At 72.8% G+C, this 12,487-nt stretch carries 12 protein-coding genes; 3 read left to right on the plus strand and 9 right to left on the minus strand.

The genetic code is table 11. The annotated features are described in order from the left end of the window. Window positions 1-23: 23 nt before the first annotated feature. From IE245_RS04470 to IE245_RS04480, 3 genes are read right to left on the minus strand one after another with little or no spacing between them, the layout of a single operon-like run. Entirely contained in the window at window positions 24-980 is a 957-nt protein-coding gene (locus IE245_RS04470) for a carbohydrate ABC transporter permease (RefSeq protein WP_189945395.1), read from the minus strand. Continuing rightward, the gene (locus tag IE245_RS04475; RefSeq protein WP_229851063.1) at window positions 977-1,936 is read right to left on the minus strand and encodes an ABC transporter permease; all 960 of its coding nucleotides are present in this window, start codon (window positions 1,934-1,936) and stop codon (window positions 977-979) included. The genes IE245_RS04470 and IE245_RS04475 overlap by 4 nt, the downstream gene beginning before the upstream one ends. 2 nt (window positions 1,937-1,938) lie before the next feature. Further along, entirely contained in the window at window positions 1,939-3,645 is a 1,707-nt protein-coding gene (locus IE245_RS04480; protein ID WP_189945396.1) for a type 2 periplasmic-binding domain-containing protein, read from the minus strand. Between the two features lie 361 nt (window positions 3,646-4,006). On the opposite strand from IE245_RS04480, the gene IE245_RS04485 reads away from it, so the two are divergent. Together IE245_RS04485 and IE245_RS04490 are read left to right on the plus strand one after the other, a co-directional pair. Next, window positions 4,007-6,856: a glycoside hydrolase family 3 C-terminal domain-containing protein gene (locus IE245_RS04485; RefSeq protein ID WP_189945397.1), complete on the plus strand. Its 2,850-nt coding sequence runs from the start codon at window positions 4,007-4,009 to the stop codon at window positions 6,854-6,856. A gap of 75 nt (window positions 6,857-6,931) precedes the next feature. Next, a complete protein-coding gene (locus tag IE245_RS04490; protein ID WP_189945398.1) occupies window positions 6,932-7,483 on the plus strand; it encodes a hypothetical protein in 552 nt (183 codons plus the stop codon). Here the strand turns inward: IE245_RS04490 and IE245_RS04495 are convergent. The 6 genes from IE245_RS04495 to IE245_RS04520 form a co-directional block, all read right to left on the minus strand. Then, a complete protein-coding gene (locus IE245_RS04495; protein ID WP_268256514.1) occupies window positions 7,443-8,594 on the minus strand; it encodes a Cmx/CmrA family chloramphenicol efflux MFS transporter in 1,152 nt (383 codons plus the stop codon). The genes IE245_RS04490 and IE245_RS04495 overlap by 41 nt on opposite strands. 477 nt (window positions 8,595-9,071) lie before the next feature. Continuing rightward, window positions 9,072-9,923, minus strand: coding sequence for a hypothetical protein (locus IE245_RS04500; protein WP_189945399.1), 852 nt, complete (start codon window positions 9,921-9,923; stop codon window positions 9,072-9,074). 66 nt (window positions 9,924-9,989) lie between these two features. Next, complete coding sequence (locus IE245_RS04505; protein WP_189945400.1) at window positions 9,990-10,406, minus strand: Imm10 family immunity protein; 417 nt, start codon at window positions 10,404-10,406, stop codon at window positions 9,990-9,992. Window positions 10,407-10,435: 29 nt separating this feature from the next. Next, on the minus strand, window positions 10,436-10,882 hold the full coding sequence (locus IE245_RS04510; RefSeq protein WP_373305266.1) for a pyridoxamine 5'-phosphate oxidase family protein: 447 nt from the start codon (window positions 10,880-10,882) through the stop codon (window positions 10,436-10,438). Continuing rightward, window positions 10,879-11,073, minus strand: a complete 195-nt coding sequence (locus IE245_RS04515) for a DUF397 domain-containing protein (RefSeq protein ID WP_189945401.1) — start codon at window positions 11,071-11,073, stop codon at window positions 10,879-10,881. Before IE245_RS04515 ends, IE245_RS04510 begins: the two co-directional genes overlap by 4 nt. After that, window positions 11,070-11,909: a helix-turn-helix domain-containing protein gene (locus tag IE245_RS04520; protein ID WP_229851064.1), complete on the minus strand. Its 840-nt coding sequence runs from the start codon at window positions 11,907-11,909 to the stop codon at window positions 11,070-11,072. The genes IE245_RS04515 and IE245_RS04520 overlap by 4 nt, the downstream gene beginning before the upstream one ends. Before the next feature lie 96 nt (window positions 11,910-12,005). Between IE245_RS04520 and IE245_RS04525 the strand changes: the two genes are divergently transcribed. Next, complete coding sequence (locus IE245_RS04525; protein WP_189945402.1) at window positions 12,006-12,470, plus strand: hypothetical protein; 465 nt, start codon at window positions 12,006-12,008, stop codon at window positions 12,468-12,470. The last annotated feature ends 17 nt before the right edge of the window (window positions 12,471-12,487 follow it).

The raw sequence follows: 12,487 nt of genomic DNA on the forward strand, positions 1-12,487 counted from the left end.
TCTTCCGTGAGGTGGGGGTGGCGTCATCCCTTGACGGCGCCGGTGAGCATGCCCTTCTTGAAGTGCTTCTGGACGAAGGGCGAGAGGACGGCGACGGGCAGCAGGGCGAGGACCATGACGGCCATCTGCACGGCGAGTCCGGAGAGGTTCCCGGCCTTGACGGCCTGGCCGAGGCCGACGGGGATCTCCTGTTTCTGGGCGAGCTGGATGAGCACGTTCTGCAGCGGCATCATCGTCTGGTCGTTGAGGTAGATGGAGGCGTTGAACCAGGCGCTCCAGTAGCCGACGGCGTAGAAGAGGGTGATGACGGCGATGACCGCGCGGGAGAGCGGCATCACGATCGTCCACAGGATGCGCAGGTCGCCGGCGCCGTCGATGCGGGCGCTGTCGGTGAGTTCGGGCGAGATGCCCATGAAGAAGGCGCGCAGCACGAGGATGTTGAAGACGCTGACGGCGCTGGGGAGGATCAGCGCCAGGTAGGTGTCGGTGAGGCCGAGGGTCTGCACCAGCAGGTAGGTGGGGATGAGTCCGGCGCCGAAGAACATGGTGCCCATCAGCGTGAAGAGGATGGCCCGGTGGCCGACGGAGCCGGGCCGGGAGAGGCCGTAGGCGCAGAGCACGGACACCGTCATCGAGAAGAGGGTGCCGACGAGGGTGACGCCGAGGCTGACGGCGACGGCCCGGGTGACCTGGCCGCCGCTGAGCAGTTCCCGGTAGGCGATGAGGGTGAAGTCCCGGGGGACGACGACGAGTCCGCCGGCCTCGGTGATCGTCCGCTTCGAGGAGACGCTGGTGACGACGACGATCCAGAGCGGGAAGAGGACGGCGAGGCAGGCGAGGACGAGCAGCCCGGCCTTGGCGGTGAGCCCGGCGCGGGTGGGCGGCTCCTCCCAGACGGGCCGGGCGGGCGCCGCCCACCGGGAGGGCCGGGCCGCGCCGCCGACGGGGGGCGCGGGCCGTTCGAGGACGCGCGTGGTCATTTCCGGTACACCCCCTGCTCGCCCATGAGGTGGGCGGCCTTGTTCGCGGTGAGGACGAGGGCGAGGCCGACGATCCCCTTGATGAGCCCCGCGGCTGCGGCGTAGCTGAAGTCCTGGCTGCGCAGGCCGGTCCACCAGACGAAGGTGTCGAGGACCTCGGCGGCGCCGGGGCCGACGGCGTCGCGCTGGAGCAGGAGCTGTTCGAAGCCGACGGTGAGGGCGTCGCCGACGCGGAGCACGAGGAGGAGGGCGACGACGGGTCGGAGGGCGGGGAGGGTCACGTGCCACATGCGGCGCCAGCGGTCGGCGCCGTCCATGGCGGCGGCCTCGTACAGCGCGTGGTCGACGGCGGCGAGCGCGGCGAGGAAGACGATGACGCCCCAGCCGGCGTCCTTCCAGATGCCCTCGGCGGTGACGAGGAACTTGAAGAGGGCGGGGTCGGTCATGAGGTCGAAGCCCTCGTGGCCGTGTTCGCGGAGGGTCTGGGCGATGATGCCGGCGCCGCCGAAGATCTGCTGGAAGACGGTGATGACGATGACCCAGGAGAAGAAGTGCGGCAGGTAGAGCACGGCCTGGACGAAGGCGCGGACGCGGGGCCGCAGCAGGCTGTGCACGAGCAGGGCGAGGGCGATGGGGACGGGGAAGAAGAGCACCAGCTGGAGGAGGAAGAAGACCAGGGTGTTCTCGACGGCGGCCCAGAAGGCGGGGTCGGACAGGACCCGGTCGAACTGGGCGAGGCCGACCCAGGGCGATTCCAGGATGGCGGTGACGCCGTTGGTGGAGACGTACGGGTCGTAGTCCTGGAAGGCGACGACGTTCCCGAGGATGGGGACGTAGTGGAAGACGAGGACGAGGAGGAGGGCGGGGACCGTCATCAGCAGGAGGGTGCGGTCGCGCCGGAGCCGCCGGCCGAGGGGGATCCTCGGCCGGCGGTCGGTGGTGTCGTGCGTCTTCACGGTCAGCTCGCCGCGGAGCCGGTGGTGTCGAGGAGCTTCTTGTACCAGTCGCGGAGCTGGTCGCCACCCTTGGTCTTCCACTCCGAGACGGCCTGCTGCATGTCGGAGAGCTTCCTGCGGCCGCGGACGATGTCCTTCTCCAGTTGCTCGAAGTCGTTCATGAGGCCGGTCCACTGGGCGGGTTCGGTGACGGTGAGGCCGTAGAAGGAGGACTTGCGGGTGAGGGCGCCCATCCGCTGCTGCCACTCGACCTGGGCCTTGGTGACCTCGGGCAGGTCGGGGTGGGCGATGTAGGGGGCGGGGCTGGCGACGAACATCCAGGAGCTGCTGACCTCCTGGTTGCCGGCGTCGGTCTTGACCGGCAGGCCGTCCTTGATCGTGTGGTGGACGCCCTCGACGCCGTAGTCGGTGAGCATGCGCTCCTTGGTGCCGTAGGGGGCGGCGGTGAAGTTCGCGATGGCGAGGGCGTCCTCGATCAGCGCCTTGGGGGCGCCCTTGCGGACGAAGGCCCAGATGTTGGCGGGGTTGGTGGCCCACAGCCGCGGGGCGCCGCCGGCGTGGCCGGGGACGTCCATGGCGGCCATGGCGAACGTGGGGTTCTGCGCGGCCATCTCGGCGGTCTTGGCGTACCAGTGGGAGAGGTCGTTGTTGTAGACGAGGCACTGGCCGGAGGTGAAGCGGACGCTGGTGTCGCCCTGGTTCTGGGCCTTCTCGTCGGGGTGGACGACGCCGGCGTCGAAGAGCTTGCGGGTCCATTCCAGGGCTTCGAGGTATTCGGGCGTCTCGATGCGGTTGACCAGCTTGCCGTCGACGAGGTTCCAGCCGAGCGCCTTGTCGCCGCCGTTGAGGACGCCGAACATGTTCCAGGCGGTCCAGGTCATGTCGCCGCAGGCCCACACCTTCGCCCTCGCGCTGGTGATCTCCTTGGCGAGGGCGAGGAACTCGTCGGCGCTCTGCGGGAGTTGCCAGCCCTTCGCCTCGAAGAGGTCCTTGCGGTAGAAGGGCGCGATGTTGGTGACGTAGGAGGCGGGCATGGGCAGGCCGCGGAGGCTGCCGCCGAAGAGGGAGCGCTGCCAGGCGTCGGTGGGGATGGCGGCGAGGTTGGGGTAGGCCTTGACCTTGTCGCCGGAGAGGTACGGGCCGAGGTCCTCGAACTTGGCGTTGATGGCGCTGGGGATCTTGCCGCCGAGGTTCCAGCCGGGGACGACGACGATGTCGGGGATGTCGCTGGAGGCGAGGACGGCGCCGAGCTTCTGGTCGTAGACGTTGCCGTCCTGGTTCTGCCAGGTGGCCTGGACGCCGATGGCCTCGTTCATGGCCTGGTAGTACGGGTTGCCGGCGGCGGGCGGGGTGCCCCAGAAGGGGGCCATGACGGTGAGCGCGCCTCCCTTGCCCTTCTTCCCTTCGACGGACGCCTTGAGTTCGGCGCTCGGGATGGCGCGGGTGAAGCCGGCGGCGGAGCCGTTGCGCGCGGGGACGTCGGGGGTGACGACGTCGCTGGGCACGTGGGCGGGGAGGAGCTTCGCGGCCTCCTTGCCGCTGGTGGTGCCGTCCTTCTTGCCGGTGCCGGTGCCGCCACCGCCGCCGCAGGCGGTGAGGAGCGGGGCCCCGCCGGCGACCGCGACGGCGGCGACGGCGCCGGTGGCGAGGAAGCCCCTCCGGCTCTGCTCGGTTCTCGGGGAGCCCGTGGAGGCGGCGTTCGGCGTCATTGCGTCAACCCTTCATGGCACGCGCCAGGACACACGGCGTCCGAGGGGTCGCCGGCCGGCTGCGGTGTGTGGAGGTGGAGCAGGAGCGAAGAAGCGGGAAGTCGAAGCGGCGGAGCCGGGGCACGACAGTCGAAGCGCTTCGATGTTGCTGTGAGGTTAAGTGAGGACCACGGGTGCGGCAAGAGTCGTTCAGGAGTTTCTCGCAGCGGAGCCCGGACCGGCCGGATGCCTTCAACTCCTGTGGACAGAAAGGGAAGTGTCGGCGCCATACGCCTTGACACCCACTCGGCGGGACTGAAGCATCGAAGCGCTTCGAAACTTCCGGCCGCCGGACGGCGGCCGCCGTCCAAGGGACTCGTACGTGACCGCAGACCGGCCGCCCTTCCGTGACCCTTCCCTCCCCGTCGGGGCACGCGTCGCCGACCTCGTCGGCCGCCTCGCCCCCGCCGAACGCCTCGCCCTCCTGCACCAGTTCGCGCCCGGCGTCGACCACCTCGGGCTCGCCGCCTTCCGCACCGGCCAGGAGGCGCTGCACGGCGTCGCCTGGATGGGTCCGGCCACCGTCTTCCCGCAGGCCGTGGGCCTCGGCGCGAGCTGGCACCCGGAGCTGGTGCGCAGGGTCGGCGAGGCCGTCTCCCGCGAGGCGCGGGTGATGCGCGCCAAGGACGACCGGGTCGGCCTGAACGTGTGGGCGCCCACCGTGAACCTGCTGCGCAACCCGCTGTGGGGGCGCGTCGAGGAGGGTTACGCGGAGGACCCGGTGCTCACCTCCGCCATCGCCGTCGCGTTCACGCGCGGCCTGCGCGGCGACCACCCCGTGTACTGGCGCACGGCGCCGGTCCTCAAGCACTGGCTCGCGCACAACAACGAGACGGCCCGCGACACCTCCTCGGCCTCCGTCCGCCCGCGCGTGCTCCACGAGTACGACCTCCGGGCCTTCCGCGGCGCCGTCGAGGCGGGCACGGTGGCCGGCGTCATGCCCGCGTACAACCTGGTCAACGGCCGCCCCAACCATCTGTCCCCGTACCTGGAGTCGGAGCTGCGGACCTGGACGGAACAGGAGCTCCTCGTCTGCTCCGACGCGGGCGCGCCCAGCAACCTCGGCGACTCCCAGGCGTACTTCGGCACCCACGAGGAGGCCGTCGCGGCGGCGCTGCGCGCGGGCGTCGACTCCTTCACGGACCACGGCACCGACAGCACGATCGTCCTCGGGCGGCTGGAACGGGCCCTGGAGCGGGGCCTGATCGACCAGGAGGACGTGGACCGGGCGGTCCGCCGGCAGCTGACCGTGCGGATGCTGCTCGGCGAGTTCGACCCCGAACTCGACCCGTACGCACGGGAGTCGGCGTACGACACGGCCGACCACCGGGAGCTGGCGCGCGAGGCGGCGGAGGCGGCGCTCGTCCTCCTCCGCAACGAACCCGTCGGCGACGCGCCCCTGCTGCCGCTGCGGGAGGGCGGGCGGATCGCGGTCGTCGGGCTGCTCGCCGACGCCGCCAAGCTCGACTGGTACAGCGGCGCGCTGCTGCACCGCTCCTCCCCCCTCGACGGCATCCGGGAGCGGTTCGGCGCGGACCGGGTGGACTTCGCGGAGGGCGTGGACCGGATCCGGCTGCGCACCGCCGACGGCCGCGCGCTGCGCGTGCGCGAGCCCGCGGACGGCGGGTCCGCACGCGACGCGGAGATCGCCCTCGACCCGGCGCTGCTCGCCGGCCGCACCGACCTGCCGCCGCTGACCGCGGACCCCGAGGGTTCGGTCCTCGACCTGATCGACTGGGGCGACGGGGTGCTGACGCTGCGCGCCCCCGACGGCCGGTACCTGTCCGTGGCCGAGGACGGCCTGGTGCGCGCCTCCGCGGACGAGCCGGGCGGCTGGGTCGTCCAGGAGACGTTCCGCTTCGAGACCCACGGGGACGGTCACCTCCTTCGGCACCTCGGGACGGGGGGCTACGTCTCTGTCGCCGCCGACGGCGTGAAGGTTGCCGCCGATCGCGAGACGGCCGGAGTCTTCGCGGTGGAGACCGTCGAGCGGGGCGAGGACGCCGTCGCCCGGGCGGCGGCCGGCGCCGGGACGGTGATCGTCGTCGCCGGGAACGACCCGCACATCAACGGCCGCGAGACCGAGGACCGCACGACCCTCGCGCTCCCGCCGCACCAGGACCGCCTGTGGCGGGCCGCGCACGCGGCCAACCCGCGCACGGCCCTCGTCCTCGTCTCCTCCTACCCGTACGCGGTCCCCGACGCGGCCGCCGCGCTCCCGGCGCTCCTGTGGACCGCGCACGGCGGACAGGCCGCGGGCACGGCGCTCGCGCGGATCCTCGCCGGGGACGTCTCCCCCGCCGGGCGGCTGCCGCAGACCTGGTACGCCTCCGACGCCGACCTGCCGGACCTGCTCGACTACGACGTCATCGGCGGCCGGCAGACGTACCTCTACTTCGACGGGACGCCGCTCTTCCCCTTCGGCCACGGCCTGACGTACACGCGCTTCGGCTACGAGGACCTGACGGCGGCGGTGGACGCGGACGGGGTGCGGCTCTCGTGCACCGTCACCAACACGGGCGCGGTCGCCTCGGACGAGGTGGTGCAGGTGTACGCGCGGCCCGTCGCCCCCTCGGTCCCCCGCCCGCACCGCGCGCTCGTCGCCCACGAACGGATCCACCTGGCACCCGGCGCCACCGCCGCGCTCGCCTTCACGGTGCCGCTGTCGGCGCTCGCGTACTGGGACGTGGCGCACGGCCGGTGGGCGGTGGAGCCGGGGACGTACGCGTTCCTGGCCGGCCCGTCCTCGGCGGACGCCCGCCGCACCGTCCTCGTGGAACTGGCCGGCGAGGCGCCGGGACCGCGCCCGGTCCCGGAGGCGGGTCTGGAGGCCGCCGACTACGACGAGCAGACCGGCACGGCGATCGTCGACCGGTCCCGCGTCTCCGGCGACGCGGTGGCCCCGGCGGACCCCGGCGTGCCGGGCACGCTCCTCTACCGGGCGTGCGGCTTCGGCGACGGGGTCACGGAGGTGGCGGTGACGGCGGCCGGGGAGGGCGAGGTGGTCCTCTCCGCCGGCTCCCGCGAACTGGCCCGCGTGACGCTGCCGCCGACCGGCGGCCGGTACGCCTACGCGACCGTCGGCGCCCCCTGTCACGTCCGCGACGTGACGGACCTGCGCGTCGAACTGCGCGGCCCGCTGCGCCTCGCGCGCCTGGCCTTCGCCGGCTGAGGGACCTGCGCGCGGCTCCCCCGTGTCACGGCCGGTTAGGCTCGCCGGGTCCATGACACAGGGGAGGGAACCCACATGATCCGCACGACGCCCGTACGCCGGGCCGCGCTGGTGGCCGCCGCTCTGGCGGCCCTGGCCGTCTCCTGCAGCACGACGCCGAAGCCGGACGCCGCGGCGGGGGGCCGGGCGACGACACCGGCGACGGCGGTGCCGGAGGCGACGGAGAGCGCCGGGCCCACGGCCGCGCCCGACGGCCCCGACGCCCTGCCCGACGACGCCACGCGCTCCCCCGCGCCCACCCAGGATCCGTTCGCCCCCTCCTCCGACGAGAAGGTCCGCGACGCCTTCGCGACCCTCCAGGCCACGCTCTACGACTCCTGCACGACGGACTGCTCCTCCTTCCTCGGCCGCGTCCACAAGGAGCTCCAGGAGCTCGACATGGCGATGAAGGCCGACCCGAAGGGCCCCGGCCACTTCCCGGAGCCGATCGCGCGGATGGCGGAGCTGAACGAGACGCTCGCCGGGGACGCCTCCTACCCGAACCTGAAGGAGCACCAGAAGGAGCTCATCGGCACCCGCGACTTCATCAACACCTGGATGCAGGACCACCCGGACGACTACCGCTGACGGCCGCGACGGCCAGCGCGGCGGCGACGAGCCCCGCGCTCAGCAGGAACGGCCCCGTCGCCCGGTCCAGGACCGTCGCGGCGAGCAACGGCCCGGCCACCGCGCCCACGTTGAGCGCGGCCGTCGCGTACGCCCCCGCGAGCGTGGGCGCGCCGGCGGCCTCGTACAGGACGCGGGCGACGAGCGTGCCCCCGAGGGCGAACGCCAGGGCGCCCTGGACGAGGAGCAGCCCGAGCAGGGCGGCCGGACGCTCCGCGAGCGCGGCGAGGCCGACCCAGCCGACGAGGAACAGCGGCCCGCCGACGGCGAGGACCCGGGCGGCGTGGCGGTCGGCCAGCCGCCCGGCCGCCGTGACCCCGGCGAAGGAGCCCGCGCCGAACAGCACGAGGGCGACGGAGACCCAGGCCGCGCCGAGTCCGGCCGGGCCGGTCACCACCGGAGCGAGGAAGGTGAACGCACCGAAGGTGGCGGCGTTCACCAGCGCGGCCGGCACCAGGACACGGAGCAGCCGGGGCGACCGGAGCACCCCGAACTCGGCGCGCAGGGAACGCCGTTCGCCCCGGCCGCCGGGCACGCCCCACAGGATCCCGAACGCGGCGGGCACGCACAGCGCGGCGACCGCCCAGAACGCGGACCGCCATCCGGCGACGGCGCCGAGCAGCGCGCCCCCGGGCACCCCGGCGACGGTCGCGACGGTCGTGCCGCCCAGCAGCACGGCGAGCGCCCGCGCCTTGCGGTCCGCCGGGACCATGGCGGTGGCGGTGGTGAGCGCGAGCGCGAGGAACCCGGCGTTGGCGAGGGCGGCGGCGAACCGGCTGAGGAGCAGGACGGCGAAGCGGTCCGTCACCGCCCCGAGGAGGTGCGCGGCGAGGAAGACGAGGACGAACACGAGCAGCCCGCCGCGCGCGGACCGCCCTCGGGTCAGCACGGCCATGAGCGGCGCGCCGACCACCATGCCGACGGCGAAGGCGGAGGTGAGCGCACCGGCGGCACCGACGCTCACCCCGAGGTCGCGGGCGAGGTCCGGCAGCAGACCGGCGAGCATGAACTCCGAGGTGCCCATGGCGAAGACGGCCAGGGCGAGCAGATACAGGGGGAAGGGAAGGGGCACGGGGGCTCCGAGGTGAGGCGAGAACGGTGGACGTCGTCTCGTCACCGCCGCCGTCCCGCCTCACCGACCCCTCGGGAGCGCACGGGCACACCGGAACGGCCGCACGGCGCGGGGCGCTGCGGCGGTCGGTGGCCGGGTGCGGCTCAGGGAGTACGGAGGCTCAGGGGCTGACGGCGTGACCGAAAGCCCCCCGCTCTGGACGCCTCGGGGCTGGACATGGTGGGCACGGTACCTCTCGGCCCCGCTCCCCCGCACCTGGTTTCCCGGCCCAGGCCGTGTCTTCCGGATCGGGCCGGATCAGCTCGCGGCGTCCGGTGCCGTGCAGTGCAAGGCGGAGGAGGAAGTCCCTGCGGTGGGGGGTGCCTCCCAGCGGTAGCCGGGGGACGTCGGCGGCCGACGACAACGCGGCTGGGGGCGCCCCCTCTGGGGGAGGGCGTGCCAGGCGCCGCGAGCCCGGCCCGATCCGGAAGTCACGGCCTAGGATCCGGCCTGTTCGTCGTGGGCTTCGAAGACCGTGCCGTCGGCGCACGGCCTGCCGGCGAACCGCTCGGAGCCCGCGCCGTCCAGCCCGACCCGGTCGCCCTCCCGGGCGTAGAGCCCGCCCTTCGGGCCGTACACGGCGGCCTCGCCGTCCTCCTCCCGGACCGACCAGCCATGGCCCCAGGCGACGGCCGTCGGCACGGCGCCCGCGTGGGTCCTCACCGCGACGCAGCGGTCGTCGGTGACCACGAGCGTTCCCGAGAGGTGCGCGGAGCGGCCGGGCGGCGTGTCGCCCGCGCCGCGGGTCAGGACCTTCTCGAAGGGCTTCCCGACCTTTCCGGACCGGGCCCGGTCCGGACGGCCGGGTGCGGGGGGCGTGGTCGCCCGCTCCCCGCACGCCTCGGGCGGGAGCTCCCGGAGGGAGGGCCGCGGGGGCCCCGAGGCCGGGGGCGGCACCTCGAACGCGTAACAGCCGGTCACCCACCGACTCGTCGGGAAAGGGATGCCGGCCGCCTGGCCCTGACCGGCCAGTTCCGCGACCACGGTGACCGCCCCGTCCTGGCGCGTGGCGCCGACGAAGCCCCCCGCGGGCTTGGCGGGGCGGAAGACCCCGGCGATCTCCCCGTCGGGAAGGCTGCCGTCGGCCGCCGCCTCGCCCAACCGCTCGCGGTGCGTCGCGACGTTCTCCCGCAGGTCCTCACGCGCCCGGTCCTCGGCACGCGCCGGCTGCGTCTCCAGCCAGACCAGGCCGCCGAAGACAGCCGTGAGCAGCAACACCAGAACGGTCAGGCAGCCGTTGAACAGGCAGCCGCCCGGCGTACCCGTCCGGACCCGTGGTCGTCTCGCCATGACCGCAGCGTGCACCACGGGTACGCGGCGCTCACGGCCGTTTCCCCGATCGTGACCGGGGCCGCGTCACCACGTCACGACGGGCAGCGCGTCCGGACGGCCATAAGCAAGGATGTGCTTGAGGGCCTCCCGCATGCGCGCCACGTCCTCGGCCGGCGCGTCCAGGACCACCTCGACCACGGGATCCTCCAGGCCCAGGTCGTCCAGGTGCGCGGGGTCGAACGTGACCCGCAGCAGGTCGCCCCCCAGCTCGACCGCGCGCAGGCATCCGTACGCCGTGTTCTGGTCGGGGGTGACGACGCAGTAGGAGTCCATCCCGAGCCGGACGGCCTGCTCGTCCGGCTCCTCGATGCCGCTCTGGAATTCGAGCGCGAAGCTCTCCTCGTCCTCCGACTCGATGACACCGGCCGTCGGGACGTACGCGCCCGGCGGAAGCTCCTCGTGCCATCCGTAGGCGATGGTCGCCACGAACCTGTAGCTCATACGCCTGTTCTATCAGGCCTGTCGGGACCTCACTCCACGGCCCATTCCCCGTCCTTCATCAGCTGCCGCCCCGCGAGCTCCGGCTCCTCGTGCCACGCCTGCACCTCCACCGGCCGCACCCGGAACCACCGGTACGCGGGCCCCGCCTCGCGCGCGTCCCACCCGGTCTTGGCACGGAAGCCCTCGGCGGCCTCCGCCGGGACCTCGTCATGCGGGTACGCCGTGACCTCGCCGTCGAGAAGGACGACGTCCCGGGTGTCCCCGAGGGCGAGGCGGGCGCGGGGGTGGGCGACGAGGTTCCGCCCGGTCGGGTTGGACAGCCGGGTCACGAGCCACACGTCACGCCCGTCCCAGAAGAACGACAACGGCACGAGGTACGGCACCCCGCCGTCCCCGGCGGAGGCGACCCAGAGGTCCATCTCGCGCGTCAGCCGCTCCCGTACGTCGCGGATGCGCCGCGCGGTGTCGCGTATCACCGCTTGACGGAGGCGAGGAAGGCGGTGAAGGCGGCGGCGGAGAGGATGAGGCTCGGGCCGGCGGGCACCTTGGAGTCACGGACGGGGACGACGCCGTGGGTGGGGACGAGGTTGTGGGCGACCTCGACGCAGTCGGCGCCGCCGTTGCCGCTGTAGGACGACTTGAACCAGAGGGGGTACTCGTTGTTCACAGCAGGCCCTTTCGCACTTCCTTGATCATGGTCACGGTGTCCGCCTGCGAGAGCGATTCAGCCGCGAGCTGATGATAGGCCGTGAGCATGGACGATACGGCTCCGATTTCCCGCTCCAGATGGCCCCTGGCCTGCGATTCGGCGTACGAGATCACGGACCGGTCAGGCAGGGTCAGCAGGTACAGGGGAAGGTCGAGCGGACGCCGCTCACCTATCGCGAAGGGCGCCACTTGGACGACGGTGTTCGGGCGCTCCGAGAACTCCACGAGCCGGTCGAGTTGCGCAGCCATGACGTCGAAGCCACCGACAGGGCGGCGAAGGCAGCTCTCGTCCATCACGACGAAGAGCATCGGAGGGCTCTCCTGCTCCAGAAGCTGTTGTCGCTTCATCAGGTACGCCACCCGCTCTGTGGCCTGGTCCGCCGTAGCGGCTCCTCGGGAGACGAAGCTGGCCGCCACGGTCCGAGCATATTCGGGCGTCTGCAGGAGTCCCGGGACGATCCCGATCGTGAACAGACGGATCTCAACGGCCTTCCGTTCCTGGGCGACGTACTCCGGGAAACCCTCCAGCAGAAGCCCGTTCCTCAGCTTCTGGCACTCCTGGTTGAAGGACTGGTCCGTCCCCACCAAGCCGAACGCCACATCCAGAGCTCCCGAGAATTTGAGAGTTGAGCGTCTGCTACCGGTTTCGACGGCTGAGATGTGCTTGCTGGAGTACCTGGTCCGAGTGGCCAGCTCCTCCTGCGTCCAACCACGCTCCTCCCGCAGCCTGCGCACACGCGCTCCGTATGCGGCCATGAGCCCGTCGTCCGGGTCCAGCTCCTTGCGGTTGACCACAACTCTCCCTCCAATTCCCGTACGTTGAAGGAGCTTCGACTCTAGGCCACGCTGATGGCTCCTGGTAGTGAAACCGCTACAGAGAGGAGCGTGTGCGTGCCCGCAGACGACCCCCCGACCCCCGTCCCCGACCTCGGCACCTACATGGCGGAAGACACCACCGAGGGCACCCCTCGGCTCGGCAGAGTCACCGCCTGGGACGGGTCCCTGCTCCACCTCCAGCCGCCCGGCGGCGGCACCGTGTGGACGGCCGCGCCGGCAGGCGTGCGGCGGCCGAACGAGCGGGAACGCGCGCTGATCCGGATCCTCACCCGCCCCGTCACGGCCATGGAGCCGCCGCACGCGCCGCGGACCTGGCCGGAGCCGCCGGTCGTGCTCTCCGTGGATCCCGCACCGCCCGCCGTTCCCGCACCGGGCTGCGCCCCGTGCGCCCTCGCCGCCGACTGGGAACGGCACCACCGCCACCGGGAGGACCACTCCGCGGCGGCGGACTGCCGGGTCGAGATCCGCAACCATCCGCACGTCACGCCGAAGTTGACGCTCCCGGACGCGCGGCCGTGAGCACCCGGCCGGCCCCG

It is taken from the genome of Streptomyces roseolus, from assembly GCF_014649855.1.
In the GTDB taxonomy this organism is placed as follows: Bacteria; Actinomycetota; Actinomycetes; order Streptomycetales; family Streptomycetaceae; genus Streptomyces; species Streptomyces roseolus.

Coding starts and splice junctions, on each gene's coding strand:
- IE245_RS04490 (WP_189945398.1), top strand. CDS start 6,932: ATGATCCGCACGACGCCCGTACGCCGGGCCGCGCTGGTGGCCGCCGCT.
- IE245_RS04470 (WP_189945395.1), bottom strand. CDS start 980: ATGACCACGCGCGTCCTCGAACGGCCCGCGCCCCCCGTCGGCGGCGCG.
- IE245_RS04505 (WP_189945400.1), bottom strand. CDS start 10,406: ATGAGCTACAGGTTCGTGGCGACCATCGCCTACGGATGGCACGAGGAG.
- IE245_RS04480 (WP_189945396.1), bottom strand. CDS start 3,645: ATGACGCCGAACGCCGCCTCCACGGGCTCCCCGAGAACCGAGCAGAGC.
- IE245_RS04500 (WP_189945399.1), bottom strand. CDS start 9,923: ATGGCGAGACGACCACGGGTCCGGACGGGTACGCCGGGCGGCTGCCTG.